The sequence below is a fragment of the Pseudomonas sp. SJZ079 genome (assembly GCF_007993865.1).
Classification (GTDB): domain Bacteria; phylum Pseudomonadota; class Gammaproteobacteria; order Pseudomonadales; family Pseudomonadaceae; genus Aquipseudomonas.
In genome coordinates, this window is sequence record NZ_VIUH01000013.1 from 21,862 (window position 1) to 44,192 (window position 22,331).

Below are 22,331 nucleotides of genomic sequence, written 5' to 3' on the forward strand. Positions count from 1 at the left end.
TTTTATGGAGCAAAGCGGTAGCCGGTGAGAACCCCGGTACCGATCAGGTGCGCCAGGAGCTGGCTGAGGTCGAATTCGGGGTCGACGGCCAGTGCCCGCTCGGCCGCTTCGCCTAAGCATTGGCCTGCGAGCAGCGCCTGGATAAACAGCGCCGCGCCGGGCCGGATACCCATGACCTCGACCTCCAGCCGGTTGCGCAGAATCAGGGCGTGCTCGGCGCGCAATGGATCGACCTGGGCGATGGCCACCTCGCCCTGATGCGCGGCCCATAGGGAAACAATCGCGAAGGCCGAGCTGAGCAGCGCAACCGAGGGGTGCAGCTCGAAGGTCATATTGTCGAGCCTTTCCGGTTGTGCGAGGACCGCGCCGATCTGTTCGGCGTTGAGCGCCGGAGTGTCCGCCGAGTGGTAGGCCTGGATGCGCAGGAACTCCAGTCGAGCCACATCGGCCAGATAGGGCAGGCTGTCGGCGGGTGGGAAGCTTTCGATGAACGCCGGGAATGCCTCGCCGTACTCGGCCAGGATGCGCGAGCGGGGCGGGCTGGCATGCACATAGACCTGAGCCATGGCGCGGAAGAACTCATCGCCGACCAGCTGCAGCACCACCGGGAAACTGTCGGCCAGGGCGTTGACCAAGGAGCTGATCACGTTGTTGCGATAGACCGCGAAACGGCTGCCCGGGTCTGCGCCGTTCCAGCTGGTCAGTTCGGGCGGGCAGCTTTGCTCAGGGTCGAGCAGGGCGGCGACGAAGTCCTGTTGGCCGCTCATGCGAAAGTCTGCCGTTGCGGGGCGCGGTGCAGGGCCAGCTGGCGTTCGGCTTGCTGCGCCTCGGCAACCAACACATCGAGCGCGGGGATGTCGTTGTCGCGCTCGATCAGGGTCGGGGTCGGGCCTAGCAGCTGCAGTACCTGGGCGTAGAGCCGCCATACGGCATCATCCACCGGCGCGCCATGAGCGTCGATCAGCAGCCGGTCGCCGGCGCTGTCGCGGTCTTCGGCAAAGCCGGCCAGGTGCAACTCGCCCACCGCGTGCAAGGGCAGGGCGTTGATGTAGGCGAGCGCGTCCCAGTTATGGTTGATGCACGAGACGTAGACGTTGTTCACGTCCAGCAGCAGGCCGCAGCCGCTGCGCCGGATGACTTCGCCGATAAAGCTGGTCTCGCTCATCGTCGAGCTGGCGTACTCGACGTAGGTCGCGGGGTTTTCCAGCAGCATGGGACGCTGCAGCCGGTTCTGTACCCGGTCGATGTGCTCGCAGACCCGCGTCAGTGTCGTGGTGTCGTAGGCCACGGGCAGCAAGTCGTTGAGAAAGAGATCGGCATGGCTGGACCAGGCCAGGTGTTCGGAAAACGCCTGCGGCTGGTAGCGCTCGATGAGCGCGGCGAGGCGATCGAGATGCTGGTGGTCGAGAGGTTGCTCGGCACCAATCGACAAGCCCACCCCATGAATGGAGAGGGGATAGTGTTCGCGAATCCGCTGCAGGTAGTGATGGAAGGGACCACCCGCAACCATGTAATTCTCGGCATGCACCTCGAAGAAGCCAACCTGCGGCTGGGTTTCGAGTATTTGCCGGTAATGCTGTGATTTGAGGCCTACGCCTGCCCGTAAGGGCAGGCTAGTGCTGAGCGCAGGAGCGCCGCTGTTCTCATCGGCTAAGACTGAGAGGGTCATGATCGGCGCTCCTGGCGTTGTCAGTTAGGCTTTTTCCTTGAATGCCTCAAGCTGACCGTAGCCGGTTGGTGAGGTTGGCGAGGCGGTTTTTGTGCAGGTGCCAGTCGGTACGTACTTCCAAGAGTTGCCCTGGTAGTCCATTTTTGCGGTGCCGGCGCAGGTGGTGCCAGCGCCCGCTGCACAGTCATTCTTGCCCTTCAGGGACACGCCGAAGCATTTCTCGTTTTCCGCGGCTTGAGCGGTCATCAGTGGCGCAGCGGAAATGGCGACGGCAGCACCCAGAGCGAGAGCCAGGCTGGCGGCCGAAACGGTGCGGGAAGTGGTCGATTTCATGCTGTGTATCTCCGTTCGAGTTGTTGGGTGACGCTGTGGTATTAGGGGTTTGCTTGGGACTGTTGTTTGCGACTTTAATCAGGCAGCCAGCAGTGCATCGAGTTCACCGGCTTGATCGAGCTTGACCAGGTCATCGTAGCCGCCGACATGACGTTCGCCAATGAACAGCTGCGGAACGCTACGCCGGCCAGTCAATGCGACCATCTTATCCAGTTCATTCGGGTCGCTATCGACCCGGACCTTGATCAGTTGGTCTATGCCTTTGCGTGCCAGCAATTGCTCTGCCATCAGGCAGAACGGGCATCGTAGGGTGCTGTACATCGTGACTTGACTCATGCTGTGCCCTCATTTGAATGTCGCGTAGCTCAGCGAGTTCGCTACCAACCTGGGTAGTCGATCATGGTGTGCCAAACTCACTGCTCTCGTCATATCAGAGAGCGCAGAAAGCGCTTTGTTACACGCTGCCCTGAAAAATCCAGGGCCATGGCTGTGGCGGTGACTGACAACATCGGATGAGCGAACGCGTGGGGGCTTGGAGGCGGCGTGGACCGGATGGGGCAAGTGCTTGGGTTTGGGCGCAACTAAAGCAGTGGCCAGAGAGTAAAAACAGAGCAGCGCTTCGGGTTGCATGCATCCTCCTTGATTGGCTCATTGGTGGACCCTGCAGAGGAATTTAGCCTAAGCCGCGGTGTTCATCGAAGGCCCCAGGCGTCAGCCATGCGGCCGGAGGCCGGGTTCACTCCACCCGCTGTTCGCCGGTATAGCTCAGGGTGACTTTGCAGCGTCGGCAATAGTAACGGCGGCCCTTGGCGACCAGGGCATGGCGTTGGCTGGAGAAGGGGAATTCGCCCTCTGCGCAGCTGCAACGGTAGATGAAGCGACTGACCTGGCGACGTTGGACCGCATAGCTGTGGCAGCGATGCGGCGGCAGTTCATAGACGCCGCGCATGATCAGCTGCCATTCCTCGCCATGGGCCTGGATCTTCAGGCCAAACAGCTGATGGGCGATCAGGTGCGCCACCTCGTGAGCCACCGTCTGTTTGAGGAAGTCTTGCTGATTTTCGCGGTACAGCTGCGGATTGAAGCGCAGCTTGTTTTCCGTCAGGTGCGCCACGCCGGCCTTTTGCCCACGCAACTTGAAGCTCACCTCGGGGCGGGCAAAGCGTTGCTTGAAAAAGGCTTCGGCCTGCTGGTAACAGGCTTCGACACGGGCATGGATCTGTTCGGGCATGACGGCGACTTTCGACAAGGGCGGCGCAATTATGCCCAAGCCAGAAGCAAGCGACAGCCCCCAAACGACGAAACCACCCGTGGGTGGTTTCGTGTTGTGTGAGGTTCCAGGTGAGCGTAAGCGTTTAACTGGTATACACCGGGCCGACCCCCATACCCCAGAGAATCACCGAGCTGGCGATCATCGCCACCAGTACCACCAGCCCGACCGCCAACACCGAACTGGAGAACATGAAGCCTTCGTCCTTAGGGATGTTCATAAAGGTTGGTATGCCCACGTAGAGCAGGTAAACGGTGTAACAGATGGCTACCGTGCCCACCGCCATGGCCAGCCAGAGGTCCGGGTAGAGCGCCGCCAAGCCGCCGATGAACAGCGGGGTGGCGGTGTAGGCGGCGAACACGATGCAGCGGGTCAGGTTAGGGCTGGCGTCGTAGGTGCGCGCCATCCAGTGGATAAAGGCCCCCATCACAGCGACCCCGGCGAGCATCGCCAAGTAGGACATGATGGTCATCTGTATCGCGCTGCTTTCGGTGAGCATCACCGGCGCTCGGTCGCCAATGGACCAACCGACCTGGGTGGTGCCGATAAAAGCCGAGATTGCCGGGATAGCCGCGAGCACGAGAACGTGGGTGAGATACATGTGGCTGATAGATTCTTCTTCGCCACGGATTTCCTGCCATTCCTGATCGGGATGGGTGAAGAGCCCCCAAACGTGGTGGATCATGCCAGACACCTCCTCTTGTTATAGCGATCGCCCCCCAGCGGAGCGCCCGGCGCGCGTAAGCAGCGCCACCGGGTGCCGGGCCGAACCTATGCGACCGTATGTCGCAGTATAGGCAGGGACTGAAGGCCGCGTAGGGCGTGGCGTTAGAGCAAATTAATCTTTAAAGGTCAGCTGTAATAGCGCTCAAGTATTTCCATCGCTTTGTTGATCGTTTGCAGGCGGCTGGTGCTGCCACCCCGATCCGGGTGGTGCTGGCTCACCAGTTGGCGATAGCGATGCTTGATGGTCTTGAGGTCGAGCGATTGTCGGCTGGCGTCCAGTTCAAACAACTCCAGCGCCGCTTGTTTCTCCGCGCCGCCCTGCATGCGCTTCCAGAAGCTGACCAGCAACTGCTCGACATCCTCCTCATCGGTGTCGCGCAGGTTGCTCAGGTCCAGGTAGTAGTCACGTAGCGGGTCATGCTCGACCAGCTCGGCGCTGCCGGCTTGATAGGGCAACAGCTGGACCCGCAGCGGGTTGATCTGCACAAAGCCGGACTGTTCGCCCCACAGCTGTTCACGCAGCTGATACAGCGCGTTGAACACCAGAAAATGGGTGCGAAACAACACCAGTTTGTCGAGCAACGGCAGGTTGGGGATGTGGGTGGAGTGGCCGCTCTTCAGTTGCTGGATCAGTTCGTATTCGCTGAGCCCGGTGGGGGCTGCTTGCAACAACTGCAGCAGTTGGTCGGCCAGCTCAAGGCTGGGGTCGAGTTCATCGTTCATGCATCGAGCCTAGCACTTCACTATTAATGGGGTGGGTCGTGCTGCGCTTTCTGCGTAAAATATCCGGTTTCCGCAACTCCTCCGGATTCCAGCGCACCATGGGTACCCTCTCGGTCAACCAGAACAAACTGCAAAAACGCCTGCGCCGCCAGGCCGGCGAAGCCATTGCCGACTTCAACATGATTGAGGACGGTGACAAGGTCATGGTCTGCCTGTCCGGCGGCAAGGACAGCTACACCATGCTCGACGTGCTGCTGCACCTGCAGAAGGTCGCGCCGATCAAGTTCGAGATCGTTGCGGTGAACATGGACCAGAAACAGCCGGGCTTCCCCGAGCACGTGCTGCCGGCCTACCTGGAATCCATCGGCGTGCCTTATCACATCGTCGAGAAGGACACCTACTCGGTGGTCAAGGAGAAGATCCCGGAAGGCAAGACCACCTGCTCGCTGTGCTCGCGCCTGCGCCGTGGCACCCTGTACACCTTCGCCGACGAGATCGGTGCGACCAAGATGGCCCTCGGTCATCATCGCGACGACATTCTGGAAACCTTCTTCCTCAACATGTTCTACGGCGGCACGCTGAAAGCCATGCCGCCCAAGCTACGCGCCGACGACGGCCGCAATGTGGTGATCCGCCCGCTGGCCTACTGCAACGAGGCCGATATCGAGGCCTATTCCACGCTCAAGGGCTTTCCGATCATCCCTTGCAACCTCTGCGGCTCGCAGGAGAATCTGCAGCGCCAGGTGGTCAAGGACATGCTCCAGGAATGGGAGCGCAAGACGCCGGGGCGTACCGAGATCATGTTCCGCGCCCTGCAGAACGTAGTGCCCTCGCAACTGGCCGACCGCAACCTGTTCGACTTTGCCAGCCTGAAGATCGATGACAGCGCCACGCCGCGTTTCGTCAACGTGATGAACCTGTAGGCTGGGTGAGCGCAGCGCTACCCAGCGTTTTTCCGGATCAAGGATTGCCCGATGCGTGACTACAACTGGCTGCACGAGTATTGCCTGAACCGCTTCGGCTCGGTCGAGGCTCTCGAGGCGCGGCTGCCGCAGCCCAGTTCGGCCGAGGCACTACGTCAGCTGAGCGACGACCGCTATCTGTCGCTGATCAGTTTGCGGATCTTCCGCGCCGGCCTGAAACACAGCTTGGTAGACGCCAAGTGGCCGGCCTTCGAGCAGGCGTTCTTCGGTTTCGACCCGGAAAAAGTGGTGTTGATGGGTGGCGAGCGCCTGGAGAACCTGATGCAGGATGCTCGCCTGATCCGCCACCTGGGCAAGCTCAAGAGCGTGCCGCGCAACGCCCAGTTCGTGCTGGATGTGGCCAGGGAGAAGGGCAGCTTCGGCGCCTTGATCGCCGACTGGCCGGTGACCGACATAGTCGGCTTGTGGAAATACCTGGCCAAGCACGGCGCTCAACTGGGTGGCCTGTCGGCGCCGCGCTTGCTGCGCATGGTCGGTAAGGACACCTTTATCCCCAGTGACGACATGGTCGCCGCGCTCAAGGCGCAGGGCATCGTCGACAAACTGCCGACCAGCCAACGGGATCGTGCGGCGGTGCAGGCGGCGTTCAATCAGTGGCATGCGCAGAGTGGCCGGCCGTTGTGTCAGCTCTCGGTGATGCTGGCGCATACCGTCAATCATTGAGGTTGCGGCTGTAGGCTGTGTTCGCGCAGCCGCGGCTGGGTTACGCCACGCACAAAAGCTGTCATCCAGGAAGTCGCGCAAGAAACTTCCTCATGTTGCTGGCGTGAAGCCCTCTACTCACTAAGCACCGGAGGTCGCGATGGAACAACAGATCAAGCGTGTCGCCCAGGCCATCGCGGCGGCCGAACGCATCCTGATCATCACCGGCGCCGGGCTGTCCGCCGATTCCGGTCTGCCGACCTACCGTGGCCTGGGTGGTCTGTACAACGGTCGCACCGCCGAAGGCCTGCCGATCGAGGTCGCGCTGTCCGGACCCATGCTGCAGCGCGATCCGGCACTGTGCTGGAAGTACCTGGCCGAACTGGGCAAGGCCTGTCTCGGCGCCCGGGCCAATGCCGGCCACGTGGCGATTGCCGCCTTGCAGCGGCGCAAACCGCAGTGCTGGGTATTGACCCAGAATATCGACGGTTACCACCGCGCCGCCGGCAGTCCGCCCGAGCGCTTGATCGAGATTCACGGCGAGTTGGCGCCGCTGTATTGCCAGTCCTGCGGCGCCGAGGACCCGCAACTGACCGAGCACCTGAGCCGGCCGCTGCCGCCGAAGTGCCGACAGTGCGGCGGCATTCTGCGCCCACCGGTGGTGCTGTTCGAGGAAATGCTCCCCGAGTCGGCCATCGACAGCCTTTACGCCGAACTGGCTAAGGGCTTCGAGGTGGTCCTCAGCGTCGGCACCACGGCCAGCTTCCCCTATATCGTCGAGCCGATCCTGCGGACACGGCAGGCAGGCGGCCTGACGGTCGAGGTCAACCCGACCCGGACCGACCTGAGCGATACAGTGAGCCTGCACCTGCAAGGCCGGGCCTTAGATGTGTTGCCGGAACTACTGGGTCACATTTAGCGCGATAGAAATTGCAAATAGTGCGGCCAAAAGGCATAGTCGCGGCCTTATTAGAACTTCGACACGGCTGTGCCCATGCTTAAGCGCTTCGCACCCCTCGTGCCTCTCGCACTCACCCTGGTTCTCGCCGCTTGTGCGAGCCATACACCGCAATCGCCAATGGGCGCGTCTGCGCATCCCTCGCGCGCTGCAACCGCCTCATCCCACGCAGAACTGACTGCAGAAGAAATTGCCGATATCACCGATGACAAAGCCTATGAGCTGCCTCAGCTGGCCGACAGCATCCTGACTCATGGTCTGTCGCTGGTTGGTACCCGTTACCGTTACGGCGGCAGTTCGGTGAACTCGGGCTTCGATTGCAGCGGCTTCATCGGTTATCTGTTCAAGGAAGAAGCCGGCCTGCAGCTGCCGCGCTCCACCCGCGAAATGATCAAAATCGATGCACCGCTGGTTGAGCGCGAAGAGCTGGAGCCGGGCGATCTGCTGTTCTTCGCCACCAATGGCCGCGGCCGGGTCAGCCATGCCGGCATCTACCTGGGCGACGATCAGTTCATCCATTCCGCCAGCCGCAGCAGCGGTGTGCGGGTCGACAGTCTGGATGACCGCTACTGGAGCCGCACCTTTATCGAGGCCAAGCGCGCCTTGGCCCTGGCGCCGAGCGAGTCCCTCGAGCGTCATCCCTGAGCCTCTGGCGCAGCCCCAGGGTTGCGCCTTGTGCCTTGAAACGGCAGAGTAGGGCGCATCCAGGCACAGGATCGCCTCGCTCATGCCCGTTACGACCCGCCTCGTCCTGCTGCTTCTCGTCGCGCTGCTGACTGCTTGCGCCGGCCGCGCACCGACTCCGCAAGCGTCCATCCCGTTTTCCGCGACTAACGTCCACGGTAATGCCGAGGATGTGCTGTTTCGCGCCCTCGGCCTGGTCGGCACGCCCTACCGCTACGGCGGTAATACCCCGGCCGGTGGTTTCGATTGCAGTGGCCTGATCGGTTACGTCTACCGTGACGCCGCCGGCATCAGCCTGCCGCGATCGACCCGCGAGTTGATCGCCTTGCGTGCGCCGACTGTTGGCCGCAATGCGTTGCAGAGCGGTGATCTGTTGTTCTTCGCCACCAGCGGCGGGCGCACGGTCAGTCACGCCGGCATCTATGTCGGCAACGGACGTTTCGTGCATGCGCCATCCAGCGGCGGCACCGTGCGCCTGGACAGCTTGAGCAATAATTATTGGCAACGCACCTACCTGGATGCCAAGCGGGTATTCAGTGACGAGTTGGCGCACAATCCATAATCCTCGACCTTGTCGGGCGATGGGTTGCGGGGGGTTCGCTTCGCTCTAGTCCAGATTGGTGCTGCCCCGTTAACTGCTTGCACGCGGAGCCGATATGACCAATCGCACCCTCAATCTCGATGACGCGCTGTACCACTACCTGCTCGATGTGTCCTTGCGTGAAACGCCGCTGCTCAGGCGTCTGCGCGATGAGACCGCACAGTTGGTCAACGCCCGCTGGCAGATCGCCCCGGAGCAGGGGCAGTTCATGGCGCTGCTGGTGCAGTTGAGCGGGGCCAGGCGCATCGTCGAAGTCGGCACCTTCACCGGCTACAGCGCGATCTGCATGGCCTCGGCCATGCCGGCCGACGGCCGGCTGATCTGCTGCGACATTCCGGGCGACTACAACGCCACGGCCGAGCGTTACTGGCGCGAGGCGGGGCTGGCTGAGCGTATCGAGCAGCGTCTGGCCCCGGCCCTGGAAACCCTCGCCGCGCTGGAAGCCGAAGGGCGGGGCGGACGTTTCGATCTGATCTTTATCGATGCCGACAAGGCCAATTACCCGGCTTACTTCGAGCGAGCGCTCAGGCTGGTGCGCCAGGGCGGCCTGATCCTGTTCGACAACACCCTGTGGAGTGGCCGCGTGCTGGAGCCGAACCCGGACAGCGCCGACACCTGTGCCATTCAGGTGCTCAATCGTGCGCTGCATGACGATGCGCGCATCGACTTGTCGCTGTTGCCCCTGGGCGATGGCTTGACGCTGTGCCGCAAGCGCTGAAGCGCATAATGGCGTAGCCCGGATGCACTCCGGGAGCGTTATCACCGGTTAAGCCATTCCCCGGATTGCATCCGGGCTACCAGAAACCTAGCCACTGTCTTGCCGCCATGCCCGAAGCTATCCGCCTGCCGCCCCAGCCCGATGCCTGCGAACTCTGCGCCCGCCGCGTGGCGTTGACTCGCCATCACCTGATTCCCAAGGCCCTGCACGATAAACCCTACGTGCAAAAGCGCTATGCCAAGAGCGAGCGGATCACGGCCACCCTGTGGGTCTGCCGCGCCTGTCACAACCAGATCCATCGGCTGTTCAGCGAGAAGGAACTGGCCCTGAGCTACAACCACCGCGAGGCCCTGCTGGCTGATGAACGCCTGCGCAGCTTCGTCGCCTGGCTGGCGAGCAAGCCGCCGGGCTTTATGCCCAGGCCATGAGGCCGCGGTCTGTCTGGGTCAAAGCGCCCGCCCGTCGAAGTGAGTGACGGGGATGCTGGTCAGATCGAGGTCCTCCAGGCAGCGGATATTGATTGCCGCCATGCGCTGGCCTTTGGGGTCGCTTCCCTCGCCATAGGGGTGAATGCCGCAGGTAGGGCAGAAACGGTGCTGAATCAGGTGTTTGTTGAACAGGTAGGTGGCGGTGTCGCTCTCTGGGGTCAGCAGCTTGAGTTGCTCGCGCGGTACGAACCACAGCAGCGAACCCTTGCGCTGGCACATTGAGCAGTTGCACGACATCGCGCCGTCGATTTCACCTTCGACTTCGAAGGCCACTCGGCCACAGTGGCAGCTGCCTCGGTATTTCATTGCGCTATCTCCGCTGGTTTGCCCGAACTGACAGATTAGACCCGCTTTTCCCTTGGAGTGCGCCTATCGATTGACGCCCGGCCTGCGTGTCTCTACCCTGCGCGGCTTGCTTCAGGTGCCCCCAGCCTTGGCGCCTGTCCACGATCTGCTGCGCTCTAGCTCGCAAGCTCGTGAACAGGTCCTAGGGCTAGAGGGGTGAAACAGGGAAGTCGGTGCGTTTCGCGTGCATACGCCAAACCATTCCGACGCTGCCCCCGCAACGGTAGACGAGTCACACCAAACGCTTAAAGCCACTGTGCGTCAGCATGGGAAGGTGCGTTGGGTGGCGTTCTGATCATCAGAGCGCAGCTCGTAAGCCCGGAGACCGGCCTGCTGCAGTCCATGGCATCGCGGAGGGCGTTGTCTGGCGTGTGGGCTGCGCCGTTGCTGCGGTTCCATGCGTCCCTTGTTCTCCGTATGCCTTTCCCAGCCTAAGTCGCCCGGGTGAGAGCGACGGAGCATACAGACAAGATGAGTAAGTCCCTTTTGACGCCGGCAGCGGCCCTGCTGTGTGGTGTTAGCAGTATTTCCCAGGCTCACGCAGCCGAACCCGCCCGACTGAACGATCAGCTGGTGACCGCCACCCGCACCGTGCAAACCGCTCAGCAGAGTCTGGCGGCGGTGACGGTATTCGACCGCGCGCAGATCGAGCTGAGCCAGGCCACCTCGGTGCCCGAGCTGCTGAAGAAAGTGCCGGGCGTGTCCTTCGCCAACAACGGCGGGCCGGGCAAGAACACCTCGCTATTCATGCGCGGCAGCGAATCCGACCACGTGCTGGTGCTGATCGATGGCATCAAGATCGGCTCGGTCAGCAGCGGTGGCGCAGCGTTACAGGATCTGCCGCTGGAGCTGATCGAGCGCATCGAGGTGGTGCGTGGTCCGCGTTCCAGCCTGTATGGCTCGGAAGCCATCGGTGGGGTGATCCAGATTTTCACCCGCAAGGGCAATGGCACGGGCGCCAAACCGTTCTTCTCCGCAGGTGTCGGCACCCATGACAGCTACAACGGCAGCGCGGGTATTGCCGGCGGCGACGGCAAAGGCTGGTACAGCCTGGGCCTCAGCAGCGCCGATACCGATGGCATCAACGTCAAGTCGGTGGGCAGCAGCGGTTATGAAGACGATGCCGACGGCTACCGTAACCTGTCGGCCGCGCTCAGCGCCGGCTACCGCTTCGACAACGGCCTGGAGCTGGACGCCAATCTGCTGCAGGCCAAGTCGCACAACGATTTCGACCAGGTCAATCGCAGGCGCACCAGCGGCTTTCACGCCAATGCCGATGGCGAGTCCAGGGTGTTCAGCACCCGCGCGCGTTTCACCCCGCTGGAGCCCTGGCTGGTGACCCTGCAAGTCGGCCGCAGCGAGGACAAGTCAGATGCCTTTCAGGATGGCGCCTTCTACTCGCGCTTCGACAGCCGCCGCGACAGCGCCAGCTGGCAGAACGACCTGAGCCTGGCGCCCGGGCATACCCTGACCCTGGGCGTCGACTACCAGCACGACGAGGTCAACGGCACTACCGATTACGCCGAAAATTCGCGGGACAATAGCGGGACCTTCGCCCAGTACCTCGGCGAAGTCGGCCGGCACGACTGGCAACTGTCGCTGCGCCACGACGATAACCAGCAGTTCGGCCAGCACGATACCGGCAACATCGGCTACGGCTACGCCCTCAGCGATGAGCTGCGCGCGATCATCAGCTACGGCACGGCGTTCAAGGCACCGACCTTCAACGAGCTGTACTACCCCGGCTACGGCAACCCGGAGCTGGACGCGGAAACCTCGCGCAGCCTGGAAGTCGGTCTGGCCGGTCAGCACGCCTGGGGTCACTGGTCGGTCAACGCCTTCCGCACTGTGATCGACGACCTGATCGCCTATGACTCCAGCATCATGGCCCCGGCCAACGTCGACGAAGCGCGCATTCGTGGGGTCGAACTGGTGCTCGGCAGCCAGCTGCTCGGCTGGGACTGGAACGCCAACTACACGCTGCTGGAGCCGGAGAACCGTTCTTCGGGGCCGAACGACGGCAACGAACTGGCGCGGCGTGCCAAGCAGCTGTTCAACCTGGATCTGGATCGCCACCTCGGCGATTTCAGCGTCGGTGCCAGCCTGCATGCCGAGGGTCAACGCTTCGACGACCTGGCCAACACCAAGGAACTGTCCGGTTTCGCCACCCTGGACCTGCGCGGCGAATACCGCATCAACCCCGAATGGCGTCTGCAAACCCGCGTCGCCAACCTGCTCGACGCCGATTACGAGACTGCCCAGGGCTACAACCAGCCGGGGCAGGCGCTGTATTTCACGGTGCGCTATCAGGCGTTGTAAAACACTGCGCAGGCAGGGCCGATCGCCTGCCTGCGCTCAATCAAGGAGAACTCCATGTTGCAACTCTCACCGCGTCACCAACTGCTGGTCGCTATCGCCCTGGCGGCGCTGCTGGCCATGACCCGTGGCCATCACTTCGGCTCGCTCAACCTGCCGAGCGCGTCCTGGGCGGTGTTCTTCCTCGCGGGTGTGTTGCTCGCCCCGCGCTGGCTGTTCCCGGCATTGTTCGTCGAGGCTTCCTTGCTGGATTTCGGCGCGATGCAGTGGTCCGGGGTGAGTGACTGGTGCCTGTCGCCGGCCTACTGGATGCTGGTGCCGGCCTATGGCTCCTTGTGGTTGGCGGGTCGCCTGTATGCCGGCTGGCACCGTGATCAGCTCAGCAGCCTGCTGTTGCTGGCGGCCGTTGCGTCGATCGCTGCCTTTGTCGCCTACCTGTTTTCCGGTGGCGGTTTCCTGTTCTTCTCCGGGCGTTATCTGGAACCTAGCCTGGCGCTGCTGGTCGAGCGCATCGGCGCGTATTACCCGCGCTACCTGGGCAACCTGGCGCTGTATCTCGGCCTGGCGGTGGTGCTCTATGTCGGCGCCCGCGCAGCTTCCGGTGTGCGCCAGCAGAGCGAGGTCAAGTGATGAGCGAGTCGGCAGAACGCGATGCTCGACACAAGGCGCGCATGGCGCGCAAGAAGGCGCTGATCGACGAGAAAATCGCCCAGGCCCAGGACGAGTACGGCCTGCTGCTGGTGCACAGCGGCAACGGCAAGGGCAAGAGCAGCTCGGCCTTCGGCATGGTCGCCCGCGCCCTCGGTCATGGCATCAAGGTCGGCGTGGTGCAATTCATCAAGGGCGCCGCCAGCACCGGGGAAGAGAGCTTCTTCCGCCGCTTTCCCGAGGAAGTCAGCTACCACGTGATGGGCGAAGGCTTCACCTGGGAAACCCAGGATCGCCAGCGCGACATCGACAAGGCCCGTGAGGCCTGGGTGGTTGCGGCCCAGCTGCTCAACGACCCGGCCATCGGCCTGGTGGTGCTGGATGAGCTGAATATCGCCCTGAAGTACGGCTACCTGGAACTCGACGCGGTACTCGCCGACATCGAGGCGCGGCCACTGCTGCAGCACGTGGTGGTGACCGGGCGTGGCGCCTTGCCGGGGATGATCGAGGCGGCGGACACCGTCACCGAGATGAGCCTGGTCAAGCATGCGTTCAAGGCCGGCGTCAAAGCACAGAAAGGTGTTGAGTTCTGATGCGCGCGAGAAGCTGCCCGGCGCTATTGATCGCCGCGCCGGCCTCAGGCCAGGGCAAGACCACGGTCACCGCCGCCCTGGCGCGGCTGCATACCCGGCAGGGCAAGCGGGTGCGGGTGTTCAAGTGCGGGCCGGATTTTCTCGACCCGATGATCCTCGCCCGCGCCAGCGGCGCGCCGGTGTACCAGCTGGACCTGTGGATGGTCGGTGAGGCCGAGAGCCGGCGCTTGCTCTGGCAGGCGGCGGGTGAGGCCGATCTGATCTTGATCGAGGGGGTGATGGGCCTGTTCGACGGCACGCCCTCGGCGGCCGACTTGGCGCGGCGGTTCGGCGTGCCGGTGCTGGCGGTCATCGACGGCTCGGCCATGGCCCAGACCTTCGGCGCCCTGGCCCATGGCCTGGCGACCTTCCAGGCGGACCTGCCGTTCTCCGGGGTACTCGGCAACAAGGTCGGTAGCGCACGGCATGGCGAGATTCTGCGCGATGCGCTGCCCGCGTCGATTCGCTGGTACGGCGCCTTGCCGCGCAGCGCCGCGGTCGAGCTGCCCAGTCGTCACTTGGGCCTGGTGCAGGCCGAGGAACTGGCCGATCTGGATGCGCGCCTAGAGGCTGCCGCCGACGCCCTGGCCGCCAGCGCCGACGTGGCCCTACCACCTGCGGTCGAGTTCGCCGCGCCCGAACCGCGCAACCTCGAGCCGCTGCTGGCCGGCGTGCGCATCGGCGTAGCCCGCGACAGTGCCTTCGCCTTCCTCTACCAGGCCAACCTGGATCTGCTGCGCGAGCTGGGCGCCGAGCTGCGGTTCTTCTCGCCGCTGGCCGACAGCCAGTTGCCCGAGGTCGACAGTCTGTATCTGCCTGGCGGTTATCCCGAGTTGCACCTGGCGCAGCTCGAAGCCAACCAGGCCATGGCGCAGGCGATTCGCGCCCACCACGCCGCCGGCAAGCCGATCCATGCCGAATGTGGCGGCATGCTCTATCTGCTCGACAAATTGACCGACAAGGCCGGGATCAGCGGGCAGATGCTCGGCTTGTTGCAGGGCGAGGCGACCCTGCAGCCACGGCTGACCGCCCTGGCCCTGCAGGAAGTGGCGTTGCCACACGGACGCCTGCGCGGGCATAGCTACCATCACTCGGCCTTGACCAGTGAACTGGTACCCCTGGCGCGCGGCGAGTGCCCGAACTACAAGCGCACCGCCGAGGTGGTCTACCGTCTGGGCCGGCTGACGGCCAGCTACATCCACTTCTATCTGCCGTCCGCTCCTGTGGCGGCGGCGCAATTGTTCAAGCCATGAACGTGCAGGCCTTCAGCGCCGAGGAGCGTGCGGCGGTCTATCGCGCCATCGCCGAGCGCCGCGACATGCGTCACTTCAGTGGCGGCGAGGTGGCGCCGGAGCTGTTGGCGCGCCTGCTGGAGGCGGCGCACCGGGCGCCCAGCGTCGGTCTGATGCAACCTTGGCGCTTCATCCGCATCGCTCGCCCGTCATTGCGCGAAGCGATCCACGGCTTGGTGGAAGAGGAGCGCGTGCGCACCGCCGAGTCCTTGGGCGAGCGCAGCGACGACTTCATGCGGCTCAAGGTCGAGGGCATCCGCGACTGCGCGGAGCTGCTGGTGGTGGCCCTGATGGAGGGCCGCGAGGCTCATGTCTTCGGTCGCCGTACCCTGCCGGAAATGGACCTGGCGTCGATGGCCTGCGCCATTCAGAATCTCTGGCTGGCCGCGCGCGCCGAGGGCCTGGGCCTGGGCTGGGTGTCCTTGTTCGAGCCGCAAGCGCTGGCCGAGCTGCTCGGCATGCCGCCTGGCAGCAAGCCGCTGGCTGTGCTCTGTCTGGGGCCGGTGGCGGCCTTCTACGACGCGCCGATGCTGGTGCAGCAAGGCTGGGCCGAGCCGCGGGCGCTGAGCGAGCTGGTATTTCAGGATCAATGGGGAGTCAAGGCGTGCACAGAGTAGCAAGCGGCCGTTGGCAGGTTCGTCCATGAGCCTGTTACTCAGCACCCTGGCAGGTGTCAGCCTGGATGCGGTTCTGGGCGAGCCCAAGGGCTGGCACCCGCTGGTGGCCTTCGGTCGGCTGGCCGAACGCATCGAACAACGCTTAAACCCGGCCGGGCGCGGCTGGCGTAGCCATGGCGTCACCGCCTGGTGCCTGGCGGTGTTGCCGCTGACCTTGCTGGTCGGGTTGCTGGCGCAGGTATCGGCGTTTGGCTGGGCGGTGGAAATCCTCGCCCTGTATGCCGCCCTCGGCCTGAAGAGCCTCGGCGAACATGCGCTGCCAGTGGCCCAGGCCCTGCGCCTGGGCGACCTGAAACTGGCGCGTGAGCGGGTCGGCTATATGGTCAGCCGCAACACCGCCGCCCTGGATGCCAGCGGCGTGGCCCGTGCCGGCAGCGAGTCGGTGCTGGAAAACGGTTCGGACGCGGTGTTCGCCGCGCTGTTCTGGTTCCTCGTCGCCGGCGCGCCGGGCGTGGTGCTGTATCGCCTGAGCAATACCCTGGACGCCATGTGGGGCTATCGCAATCCACGCTTCGAACGCTTCGGCTGGGCCGCGGCGAAGATCGACGATGGGCTCAACTATGTCCCCGCACGCCTGGTGGCCCTGACCTATGCGCTGCTCGGCAACACTGCGCTGGCGCTACGCTGTTGGCAGCGCCAGGCGCCGCACTGGGACAGCCCCAACGCCGGCCCGGTGATGGCAGCCGGCGCCGGTGCCCTGGGCGTCAGCCTGGGCGGCGCGGCGGAGTATCACGGCGAACTGCATCAACGCCCGCAGCTGGGCGAAGGCCCGTCCGCCCAGGCGCGGGATATCGAGCGAGCGCTGAATCTGGTGTACGGCGGTGTGCTGCTATGGCTGGCGTTGTTACTGCTGTGGGGGCTGTTCGGTGCTTGAGCATGGCGGCCGGCTGCGTGCGGCGGCAAAACGCTATGGCATCGCCCTGGACGACTGGCTGGATCTGTCCACCGGCATTGCGCCTTACGCTTGGCCGCTGCCGGTTATTCCGCTTACGGCCTGGACGCGACTGCCGGAGTCGGACGATGGCCTGGAGGCCGCCGCGCGCGACTATTACGGCGTGCCTGCCTTGTTGCCGGTAGCCGGTTCGCAGGCGGCGATCCAGGCGTTGCCGCGCCTGCGCAGCCGCTCGCGGGTCGGCATCCTGTCGCCGGCCTACGCCGAACATGCGGCGGCCTGGCGGCGCGAGGGTCATACGCTGCACGAGATCGACGCGGCGAGTATCGACGCCAGCCTGGCGCAGCTGGATGTGCTGTTGCTGATCAATCCGAACAACCCGAGCGGACAGCGTTTCGCCTCCGAGCAGTTGCTGGCCTGGCATGCCCAGCTGGCCGCGCGTGATGGCTGGCTGCTGGTCGACGAGGCGTTTATCGACTGCACGCCACAGCACAGTCTGGCGGGGCATAGCGAGCTGCCGGGGCTGATCGTGCTGCGCTCGTTCGGTAAGTTCTTCGGCCTGGCGGGGATTCGTCTGGGCTTCGTCCTGGCCGAGCAGCGGCTCCTGAATCGGCTCAACCAACTGCTCGGCCCTTGGACAGTCAGCGGCCCGGCTCGGGCGCTGGCCACGGCGCTGTTGCACGATGGCTCCGGCCAGCAGGCGCAGCGCCAGCGCCTGCTGGCCGATGGCGAACGGCTGAGCACGCTATTGCAGCGCCATGACCTGGCGCCGACTGGCGGCTGTGCGCTGTTCCAGTGGCTGGCCATCCCGCAGGCGGCCGCGCTGCATGAGTTTCTCGCCGGCCAGGGCATCCTCACCCGGCTGTTCGCCAGCCCGCCCAGCCTGCGCTTCGGCCTGCCCGCCGACCAACCGGATTGGCTGCGGCTGGAGCACGCGCTACGACTCTTTATGGAGCAATCGAAATGAGTACCTTGATGGTGCAAGGCACCACTTCCGACGCCGGCAAAAGCACCCTGGTGACCGCGCTGTGCCGCTGGCTCAAGCGCCAGGGCGTGGCGGTGGTGCCGTTTAAACCGCAGAACATGGCGCTCAACTCCGCTGTCACTGCAGACGGCGGCGAGATCGGCCGGGCCCAGGCGGTACAGGCCCAGGCCGCCGGGTTGGCGCCGCACAGCGACATGAACCCGGTGCTGCTCAAGCCCAACAGTGACATCGGCGCCCAGGTGATCATCCATGGCCGCGCCCTGACCAGCATGGATGCGCTGGCCTACCACGACTACAAGAAGGTGGCGATGAACGCGGTGCTGGAATCGCACCGACGCCTGACCGCCGCCTATCCGGTGGTGATGGTGGAGGGCGCCGGCTCGCCGGCGGAGATCAACCTCAGGGCAGGGGACATTGCCAACATGGGCTTCGCCGAGGCGGTGGACTGCCCGGTGATCCTGATCGCCGATATCGACAAGGGCGGGGTGTTCGCCCACCTGATCGGCACACTCGACTTGCTCAGCCCATCGGAACAGGCACGGGTCAAAGGCTTCGTGATCAACAGGTTTCGCGGTGACATCGCCCTGCTGCAATCGGGCCTGGACTGGCTGGAGCAGCGCACCGGCAAGCCGGTACTCGGCGTGCTGCCCTACCTGATGGATTTTCACCTGGAAGCCGAGGACGCCATCGATACCCGGCAGACCGTCAAGGCTGCCGAGACGCTCAAGGTGGTGGTGCCGGTGCTGCCGCGCATCAGCAACCACACCGACTTCGACCCCCTGCGCCTGCACCCGCAGGTCGAGCTGTGCTTCGTCGGCCCCGGCCAGGCGATACCGCCTGCCGACCTGATCATTCTGCCCGGCTCGAAGAGCGTGCGCGCCGACCTGGCCTTTCTGCGTGAGCAGGGCTGGGATACGGCTATCGACAAGCACCTGCGCTACGGCGGCAAGTTATTGGGCATCTGCGGCGGCCTGCAGATGCTCGGCCAGTTGATCGACGATCCCCATGGTCAGGAAGGGCCGGCCGGCAGCAGCTCAGGCCTGGGCCTGTTGGCGTTCGCTACCGTGCTGGAGGCGCACAAGCAGCTGCGTAATGTGCGTGGCCGTCTGTGCCTGGAGAATGCCGAAGTCAGCGGTTATGAAATCCACGCCGGCGTCAGCACGGGCGAGGGCTTGAATGCTGCCGTGCGTCTGGACGATGGCCGCGCCGATGGTGGCGTCAGCGCCGATGGCCAGATACTCGGCACCTACCTGCACGGTCTGTTCGAGTCGAGTCCGGCCTGCGCCGCACTGCTGCGCTGGGCCGGGCTGCGCGAGGTGCAGGCGGTGGATTACCACGCCCTGCGCGAACGCGATATCGAACGCCTGGCCGATATGGTCGAGGCGCATCTGGATACCGACCGGCTGCGCCAGCTGTGCGGCCTGTGAGCTGCGTTCGTTGGAGGGGCTTTAGCCGCGAAATAGCGGAATGAAGCGTTTCGCGGCTAAAGCCCCTCCCACACGGCCTCCGCCATCCAATGGATTGAAAAGGTTATCGACATGCATGAACTGATCCTCGGCGGTGCCCGTTCCGGCAAGAGCCGCCTGGCCGAACAACGGGCCGCCGACAGTGGTTTACCGGTGACCTACATCGCCACCAGCCAGGCGCTGGATGGCGAGATGTCTGCGCGCATTCAGCACCACCGCGAGCGTCGTCCGGCACATTGGGGGCTGCTGGAAGAACCGCTCGAGCTGGCACGGGTGCTGCGTGAGCACGCGGCGGCGGAGCGTTGCCTGCTGGTCGACTGCCTGACCCTGTGGCTGACCAACCTGCTGATGCTGGACGACCCGGCGCGTCTGAGCGCCGAGCGCGAGGCGCTGTTGGCGTGTCTGGACGAGCTGCCGGGGCGGATCATTCTGGTGAGTAACGAGACCGGCCTGGGTGTGGTGCCGCTGGGTGAACTGACCCGCCGCTATGTCGACGAAGCCGGCTGGCTGCATCAGGCCCTGGCCGAGCGTTGCCAGCGGGTGATCTTCACCGTGGCGGGGCTGCCGATGGTGTTGAAGGGAGAGGCACTATGAGGCAGCTGTGTTGGCAAACCTATCGTTCAGCCTTTGTAGGAGCCAGCTTGCTGGCGATCCAGGCTTACGCAAAAACATCGCCAGCAAGCTGGCTCCTACGGGTTCGTTGCTGGGCTTAATCGCCTCAGGGACCCTAACTGACAAGCGTGACTGAAGGGAGAGGGGCTATGAAACACCCGTGGTGGCTGGCCGGTGCCAAGCCGGTGGATCAGCAGATGCAGGCCAAGGCCGTGGCGCGTCAGCAGCAACTGACCAAGCCGGCCGGCTCGCTCGGTCAGCTGGAGCAACTGGCGATCCAGCTGGCCGGCCTGCAAGGCCGTGAGCGGCCGAGCATCGGGCGGCTATGGATCAGCATCTTCGCCGCTGACCATGGCGTGGTCGCCGAGGGCGTGTCGGCCTTCCCGCAGGCCGTCACCGGGCAGATGCTCAGCAATTTCGTCAACGGCGGCGCGGCGATCAGCGTGCTGGCGCGGCAACTGGGCGCCAGCCTGGAGGTGATCGACCTCGGCACCGCGCTGCCCACGCCGCCGCTGCCGGGTGTGCGCATGCTGCAGATCGGCGCCGGCACGCAGAACCTTGCCCGTGGTCCGGCGATGAGCCCGCAGCAGGCCTGCGTGGCCCTGCAGGCTGGGCGCGACAGCGTGCTGCGCGCCCGGCAGGCCGCAAGCCAGCTGTTTATCGGCGGCGAAATGGGCATCGGCAACACCACCGCAGCCAGCGCCCTGGCCTGCGCCCTGTTGAACCAGTCGGCGACCGCCCTGGTCGGCCCCGGCACCGGGCTGGATGCCGCCGGCGTGGCGCACAAGGCGGCTGTAATCGAGCGCGCCCTGGCCCTGCACAGCGCCGTGCTGCATGACCCCTTGCTGGCGCTGGAGCGCCTCGGCGGATTCGAGATCGCCGCCCTGGTCGGTGCCTACCTGGCCTGTGCTCAGCAGGGGCTGCCCGCGCTGGTCGACGGCTTTATCTGCAGCGTTGCGGCGTTGACCGCAGTGCGTCTCAACCCGAGCTGCCGGGAGTGGCTGCTGTTCGCCCATCAGGGCGCCGAGCCGGGCCACCAGTTGGTGCTCCAGGCCTTGGCGGCCGAGCCGCTGTTGCAGCTGGGCCTGCGCCTGGGCGAGGGCAGTGGCGCGGCCCTGGCGGTGCCAGTGTTGCAGCTGGCGTGCCGGCTGCATAACGAGATGGCCACCTTCGCCGAGGCGGCCGTCGCCGAGCGTCCGGCATGAGCCTGCACCTGGAACTGCTGCGCCACGGCGAAACCGAGCTGGGTGGCGGCCTGCGCGGCAGCCTCGACGATGCCTTGACTGCGCAGGGCTGGACGCAGTTGCGTGGCTCGGTGCTCGCAGCCGGGTCATGGGACCGCGTGATCAGTTCGCCGCTGCATCGTTGCGCGCGCTTCGCCGAGGAACTGGCCGGGCAGCACGGTTTGCCGTTGCGCCTGGAGCCCGACCTGCAGGAGCTGCACTTCGGCGCCTGGGAGGGGCGCAGTGCGGCCGATTTGATGCAGACCGACGCCGAAGCGCTCGGGCGATTCTGGGCCGATCCCTACGCCTTCACCCCGCCCGAAGGCGAGCCGCTGCTGGCCTTCGAAGCGCGGGTGTTGAGCGCCGTGCAGCGCCTGCAGGAGCGGCATGCCGGTGAGCGCGTGCTGCTGATCACTCATGGCGGGGTCATGCGCCTGCTGCTGGCGCGGGCGCGGGGGTTGCCGCGCGCCGAATTGCTGCAGGTGCAGGTCGCTCACGCCGAACGTTTTCGCCTGCGGGTTGAGGCGGACGGCCAGTTGCTGGAGCTGGCATGACGCCGCTGCTGATCGCCCTGCAGTTTCTCACCCGCCTGCCCATCAGCCTGCCGGGGATGCCGGCAGCGCAGCAGGTCGGCCGTTCGCTGCTCTGGTACCCCGTGGTGGGGCTGCTGCTCGGCCTGCTGTTGCTCGCCCTGCAGCAGCTGCTCGACGGCGCGCCGTTGCTGTTGCAAGCGGCGCTGCTGCTGGCGGTCTGGGTGGGTATCACCGGCGGCCTGCACCTGGATGGCTTGGCCGATACGGCCGATGCCTGGGTCGGCGGCTTCGGCGACGAGCAGCGCACCCTTGAAATAATGAAAGACCCGCGCAGCGGACCTATTGCCGTGGTGGTGCTGGTGCTGGTGTTGCTGCTCAAGTTCGCCGCGCTGGTGGCGCTGCTGCAGGCGGGCGAGGGCGCGCTGCTGTTATTGGTGCCCTGGCTGGCGCGCGGGTTGGTGCCGTTGCTGTTCCTCACCACCCCTTATGTGCGTGCCGGCGGCCTGGGTCAGGCGTTGGCCGAACACCTGCCGCGCCAGCAACTGCCCTGGCTGTTGGCAGCCCATATCGCGGCGTTGCTGCTGTTCGGCTGGGCCGGCGTGCTGGCGCTGCTGGTGGCCGGACTGCTGTTCGCCTGGCTGCGCCAGCTGATGCTGCAACGGCTTGGCGGCACCACCGGCGATACCGTAGGCGCCATGCTGGAGTTGGTGGAGTGCGCGGTGCTGGTGGCTCTGGTGCTGTGAGCGACCTGTGGCCTGGGTAGGCTGCGGCCACAACACGCGGAAGAGCCGAACCTACTGAAAGATCGCAGCTAGGGGTGATCCCTCAGTAGGTTTTTCATCCGGGCCGAGCCCGCAGTTCTGCAAGCGCCGTCGCGTTCGCGAAACACCCTAGTTTGTCGCGCCTGAAGCTGAA

Annotated in this window: 27 protein-coding genes and 1 riboswitch; of the genes, 19 read left to right on the plus strand and 8 right to left on the minus strand. The window is 64.8% G+C overall.

From position 1 onward, the window contains the following. Nucleotides 1-2 precede the first annotated feature (2 nt). The 7 genes from FBY03_RS13195 to FBY03_RS13225 form a co-directional block, all read right to left on the minus strand. Entirely contained in the window at nt 3-767 is a 765-nt protein-coding gene (locus FBY03_RS13195; protein ID WP_147172835.1) for a DUF2063 domain-containing protein, read from the minus strand. Beyond that, on the minus strand, nt 764-1,669 hold the full coding sequence (locus FBY03_RS13200; RefSeq protein WP_147172836.1) for a DUF692 domain-containing protein: 906 nt from the start codon (nt 1,667-1,669) through the stop codon (nt 764-766). Before FBY03_RS13200 ends, FBY03_RS13195 begins: the two co-directional genes overlap by 4 nt. Nucleotides 1,670-1,693: 24 nt before the next feature. Further along, the gene (locus FBY03_RS13205; protein ID WP_147172837.1) at nt 1,694-2,002 is read right to left on the minus strand and encodes a DUF2282 domain-containing protein; all 309 of its coding nucleotides are present in this window, start codon (nt 2,000-2,002) and stop codon (nt 1,694-1,696) included. 78 nt (nt 2,003-2,080) lie between these two features. Continuing rightward, nucleotides 2,081-2,338: a glutaredoxin 3 gene (gene grxC / locus FBY03_RS13210; protein WP_147172838.1), complete on the minus strand. Its 258-nt coding sequence runs from the start codon at nt 2,336-2,338 to the stop codon at nt 2,081-2,083. Nucleotides 2,339-2,738: 400 nt separating this feature from the next. Further along, nucleotides 2,739-3,233: a SprT family zinc-dependent metalloprotease gene (locus tag FBY03_RS13215; RefSeq protein ID WP_147172839.1), complete on the minus strand. Its 495-nt coding sequence runs from the start codon at nt 3,231-3,233 to the stop codon at nt 2,739-2,741. Between the two features lie 124 nt (nt 3,234-3,357). Then, the gene (locus FBY03_RS13220) at nt 3,358-3,957 is read right to left on the minus strand and encodes a Yip1 family protein (RefSeq protein WP_147172840.1); all 600 of its coding nucleotides are present in this window, start codon (nt 3,955-3,957) and stop codon (nt 3,358-3,360) included. A 167-nt stretch (nt 3,958-4,124) separates the two neighbouring features. Beyond that, nucleotides 4,125-4,721 (minus strand): DNA-J related domain-containing protein, encoded by a 597-nt coding sequence (locus FBY03_RS13225; RefSeq protein WP_147172841.1) that lies wholly within the window; start codon nt 4,719-4,721, stop codon nt 4,125-4,127. 98 nt (nt 4,722-4,819) lie between these two features. On the opposite strand from FBY03_RS13225, the gene ttcA reads away from it, so the two are divergent. From ttcA to FBY03_RS13260, 7 genes are all read left to right on the plus strand, one after another. Continuing rightward, complete coding sequence (gene ttcA / locus FBY03_RS13230) at nt 4,820-5,644, plus strand: tRNA 2-thiocytidine(32) synthetase TtcA (RefSeq protein ID WP_147172928.1); 825 nt, start codon at nt 4,820-4,822, stop codon at nt 5,642-5,644. 51 nt (nt 5,645-5,695) lie between these two features. Continuing rightward, complete coding sequence (locus FBY03_RS13235) at nt 5,696-6,367, plus strand: DNA-3-methyladenine glycosylase I (RefSeq protein WP_147172842.1); 672 nt, start codon at nt 5,696-5,698, stop codon at nt 6,365-6,367. A gap of 139 nt (nt 6,368-6,506) precedes the next feature. Next, a complete protein-coding gene (locus FBY03_RS13240) occupies nt 6,507-7,265 on the plus strand; it encodes an NAD-dependent deacylase (protein WP_147172843.1) in 759 nt (252 codons plus the stop codon). Between the two features lie 75 nt (nt 7,266-7,340). Then, complete coding sequence (locus tag FBY03_RS13245) at nt 7,341-7,949, plus strand: C40 family peptidase (protein WP_147172844.1); 609 nt, start codon at nt 7,341-7,343, stop codon at nt 7,947-7,949. Nucleotides 7,950-8,031: 82 nt separating this feature from the next. Continuing rightward, complete coding sequence (locus FBY03_RS13250; protein WP_147172845.1) at nt 8,032-8,550, plus strand: C40 family peptidase; 519 nt, start codon at nt 8,032-8,034, stop codon at nt 8,548-8,550. 94 nt (nt 8,551-8,644) lie between these two features. Next, complete coding sequence (locus FBY03_RS13255; RefSeq protein ID WP_147172846.1) at nt 8,645-9,307, plus strand: O-methyltransferase; 663 nt, start codon at nt 8,645-8,647, stop codon at nt 9,305-9,307. A gap of 107 nt (nt 9,308-9,414) precedes the next feature. Further along, nucleotides 9,415-9,735 (plus strand): hypothetical protein, encoded by a 321-nt coding sequence (locus FBY03_RS13260; protein ID WP_147172847.1) that lies wholly within the window; start codon nt 9,415-9,417, stop codon nt 9,733-9,735. Between the two features lie 18 nt (nt 9,736-9,753). Here the strand turns inward: FBY03_RS13260 and FBY03_RS13265 are convergent, their stop codons facing one another. Then, nucleotides 9,754-10,101: a GFA family protein gene (locus FBY03_RS13265; RefSeq protein WP_147172848.1), complete on the minus strand. Its 348-nt coding sequence runs from the start codon at nt 10,099-10,101 to the stop codon at nt 9,754-9,756. A 159-nt stretch (nt 10,102-10,260) separates the two neighbouring features. Continuing rightward, a riboswitch (cobalamin riboswitch) is annotated at nt 10,261-10,489 on the plus strand. A gap of 122 nt (nt 10,490-10,611) precedes the next feature. Between FBY03_RS13265 and btuB the strand changes: the two genes are divergently transcribed. The 12 genes from btuB to FBY03_RS13325 all read left to right on the plus strand — a co-directional run bounded on the left by btuB (nt 10,612) and on the right by FBY03_RS13325 (nt 22,159). After that, nucleotides 10,612-12,459, plus strand: a complete 1,848-nt coding sequence (gene btuB / locus FBY03_RS13270; RefSeq protein WP_147172849.1) for a TonB-dependent vitamin B12 receptor — start codon at nt 10,612-10,614, stop codon at nt 12,457-12,459. 54 nt (nt 12,460-12,513) lie between these two features. Continuing rightward, on the plus strand, nt 12,514-13,086 hold the full coding sequence (locus tag FBY03_RS13275) for a hypothetical protein (RefSeq protein ID WP_147172850.1): 573 nt from the start codon (nt 12,514-12,516) through the stop codon (nt 13,084-13,086). After that, nucleotides 13,086-13,697 (plus strand): cob(I)yrinic acid a,c-diamide adenosyltransferase, encoded by a 612-nt coding sequence (cobO, locus tag FBY03_RS13280; protein WP_147172851.1) that lies wholly within the window; start codon nt 13,086-13,088, stop codon nt 13,695-13,697. Before FBY03_RS13275 ends, cobO begins: the two co-directional genes overlap by 1 nt. After that, nucleotides 13,697-14,989, plus strand: coding sequence for a cobyrinate a,c-diamide synthase (locus FBY03_RS13285; RefSeq protein ID WP_147172852.1), 1,293 nt, complete (start codon nt 13,697-13,699; stop codon nt 14,987-14,989). The genes cobO and FBY03_RS13285 overlap by 1 nt, the downstream gene beginning before the upstream one ends. Continuing rightward, nucleotides 14,986-15,645, plus strand: coding sequence for a 5,6-dimethylbenzimidazole synthase (gene bluB / locus FBY03_RS13290; RefSeq protein WP_147172853.1), 660 nt, complete (start codon nt 14,986-14,988; stop codon nt 15,643-15,645). Before FBY03_RS13285 ends, bluB begins: the two co-directional genes overlap by 4 nt. Before the next feature lie 25 nt (nt 15,646-15,670). Next, complete coding sequence (gene cbiB, locus FBY03_RS13295) at nt 15,671-16,579, plus strand: adenosylcobinamide-phosphate synthase CbiB (protein ID WP_147172854.1); 909 nt, start codon at nt 15,671-15,673, stop codon at nt 16,577-16,579. Further along, a complete protein-coding gene (gene cobD / locus FBY03_RS13300; RefSeq protein WP_147172855.1) occupies nt 16,572-17,564 on the plus strand; it encodes a threonine-phosphate decarboxylase CobD in 993 nt (330 codons plus the stop codon). Before cbiB ends, cobD begins: the two co-directional genes overlap by 8 nt. Beyond that, nucleotides 17,561-19,009, plus strand: a complete 1,449-nt coding sequence (locus FBY03_RS13305; RefSeq protein WP_147172856.1) for a cobyric acid synthase — start codon at nt 17,561-17,563, stop codon at nt 19,007-19,009. Before cobD ends, FBY03_RS13305 begins: the two co-directional genes overlap by 4 nt. Before the next feature lie 111 nt (nt 19,010-19,120). Then, complete coding sequence (gene cobU / locus FBY03_RS13310) at nt 19,121-19,642, plus strand: bifunctional adenosylcobinamide kinase/adenosylcobinamide-phosphate guanylyltransferase (RefSeq protein ID WP_147172857.1); 522 nt, start codon at nt 19,121-19,123, stop codon at nt 19,640-19,642. A 167-nt stretch (nt 19,643-19,809) separates the two neighbouring features. Then, on the plus strand, nt 19,810-20,865 hold the full coding sequence (gene cobT, locus FBY03_RS13315; protein ID WP_147172858.1) for a nicotinate-nucleotide--dimethylbenzimidazole phosphoribosyltransferase: 1,056 nt from the start codon (nt 19,810-19,812) through the stop codon (nt 20,863-20,865). Continuing rightward, nucleotides 20,862-21,437 carry an alpha-ribazole phosphatase family protein gene (cobC, locus tag FBY03_RS13320; RefSeq protein WP_147172859.1) on the plus strand — a complete coding sequence of 192 codons (576 nt, stop codon included), beginning with the start codon at nt 20,862-20,864 and terminating at the stop codon, nt 21,435-21,437. Before cobT ends, cobC begins: the two co-directional genes overlap by 4 nt. Continuing rightward, the gene (locus tag FBY03_RS13325) at nt 21,434-22,159 is read left to right on the plus strand and encodes an adenosylcobinamide-GDP ribazoletransferase (RefSeq protein WP_147172860.1); all 726 of its coding nucleotides are present in this window, start codon (nt 21,434-21,436) and stop codon (nt 22,157-22,159) included. The genes cobC and FBY03_RS13325 overlap by 4 nt, the downstream gene beginning before the upstream one ends. Nucleotides 22,160-22,331: the final 172 nt, after the last annotated feature.

Excerpts from the sequence above, each read along its gene's own strand:
- FBY03_RS13250 (WP_147172845.1), top strand. The coding sequence starts at position 8,032 with ATGCCCGTTACGACCCGCCTCGTCCTGCTGCTTCTCGTCGCGCTGCTG.
- grxC (WP_147172838.1), bottom strand. The coding sequence starts at position 2,338 with ATGAGTCAAGTCACGATGTACAGCACCCTACGATGCCCGTTCTGCCTG.
- bluB (WP_147172853.1), top strand. The coding sequence starts at position 14,986 with ATGAACGTGCAGGCCTTCAGCGCCGAGGAGCGTGCGGCGGTCTATCGC.
- FBY03_RS13235 (WP_147172842.1), top strand. The coding sequence starts at position 5,696 with ATGCGTGACTACAACTGGCTGCACGAGTATTGCCTGAACCGCTTCGGC.
- FBY03_RS13245 (WP_147172844.1), top strand. The coding sequence starts at position 7,341 with ATGCTTAAGCGCTTCGCACCCCTCGTGCCTCTCGCACTCACCCTGGTT.
- FBY03_RS13205 (WP_147172837.1), bottom strand. The coding sequence starts at position 2,002 with ATGAAATCGACCACTTCCCGCACCGTTTCGGCCGCCAGCCTGGCTCTC.
- FBY03_RS13275 (WP_147172850.1), top strand. The coding sequence starts at position 12,514 with ATGTTGCAACTCTCACCGCGTCACCAACTGCTGGTCGCTATCGCCCTG.
- cobO (WP_147172851.1), top strand. The coding sequence starts at position 13,086 with ATGAGCGAGTCGGCAGAACGCGATGCTCGACACAAGGCGCGCATGGCG.
- FBY03_RS13255 (WP_147172846.1), top strand. The coding sequence starts at position 8,645 with ATGACCAATCGCACCCTCAATCTCGATGACGCGCTGTACCACTACCTG.
- cbiB (WP_147172854.1), top strand. The coding sequence starts at position 15,671 with ATGAGCCTGTTACTCAGCACCCTGGCAGGTGTCAGCCTGGATGCGGTT.
- FBY03_RS13215 (WP_147172839.1), bottom strand. The coding sequence starts at position 3,233 with ATGCCCGAACAGATCCATGCCCGTGTCGAAGCCTGTTACCAGCAGGCC.
- FBY03_RS13325 (WP_147172860.1), top strand. The coding sequence starts at position 21,434 with ATGACGCCGCTGCTGATCGCCCTGCAGTTTCTCACCCGCCTGCCCATC.
- FBY03_RS13305 (WP_147172856.1), top strand. The coding sequence starts at position 17,561 with ATGAGTACCTTGATGGTGCAAGGCACCACTTCCGACGCCGGCAAAAGC.
- btuB (WP_147172849.1), top strand. The coding sequence starts at position 10,612 with ATGAGTAAGTCCCTTTTGACGCCGGCAGCGGCCCTGCTGTGTGGTGTT.
- FBY03_RS13285 (WP_147172852.1), top strand. The coding sequence starts at position 13,697 with ATGCGCGCGAGAAGCTGCCCGGCGCTATTGATCGCCGCGCCGGCCTCA.
- FBY03_RS13195 (WP_147172835.1), bottom strand. The coding sequence starts at position 767 with ATGAGCGGCCAACAGGACTTCGTCGCCGCCCTGCTCGACCCTGAGCAA.
- cobU (WP_147172857.1), top strand. The coding sequence starts at position 19,121 with ATGCATGAACTGATCCTCGGCGGTGCCCGTTCCGGCAAGAGCCGCCTG.
- cobC (WP_147172859.1), top strand. The coding sequence starts at position 20,862 with ATGAGCCTGCACCTGGAACTGCTGCGCCACGGCGAAACCGAGCTGGGT.
- FBY03_RS13225 (WP_147172841.1), bottom strand. The coding sequence starts at position 4,721 with ATGAACGATGAACTCGACCCCAGCCTTGAGCTGGCCGACCAACTGCTG.
- ttcA (WP_147172928.1), top strand. The coding sequence starts at position 4,820 with ATGGGTACCCTCTCGGTCAACCAGAACAAACTGCAAAAACGCCTGCGC.
- cobT (WP_147172858.1), top strand. The coding sequence starts at position 19,810 with ATGAAACACCCGTGGTGGCTGGCCGGTGCCAAGCCGGTGGATCAGCAG.
- FBY03_RS13260 (WP_147172847.1), top strand. The coding sequence starts at position 9,415 with ATGCCCGAAGCTATCCGCCTGCCGCCCCAGCCCGATGCCTGCGAACTC.
- FBY03_RS13240 (WP_147172843.1), top strand. The coding sequence starts at position 6,507 with ATGGAACAACAGATCAAGCGTGTCGCCCAGGCCATCGCGGCGGCCGAA.
- FBY03_RS13220 (WP_147172840.1), bottom strand. The coding sequence starts at position 3,957 with ATGATCCACCACGTTTGGGGGCTCTTCACCCATCCCGATCAGGAATGG.
- FBY03_RS13200 (WP_147172836.1), bottom strand. The coding sequence starts at position 1,669 with ATGACCCTCTCAGTCTTAGCCGATGAGAACAGCGGCGCTCCTGCGCTC.
- FBY03_RS13265 (WP_147172848.1), bottom strand. The coding sequence starts at position 10,101 with ATGAAATACCGAGGCAGCTGCCACTGTGGCCGAGTGGCCTTCGAAGTC.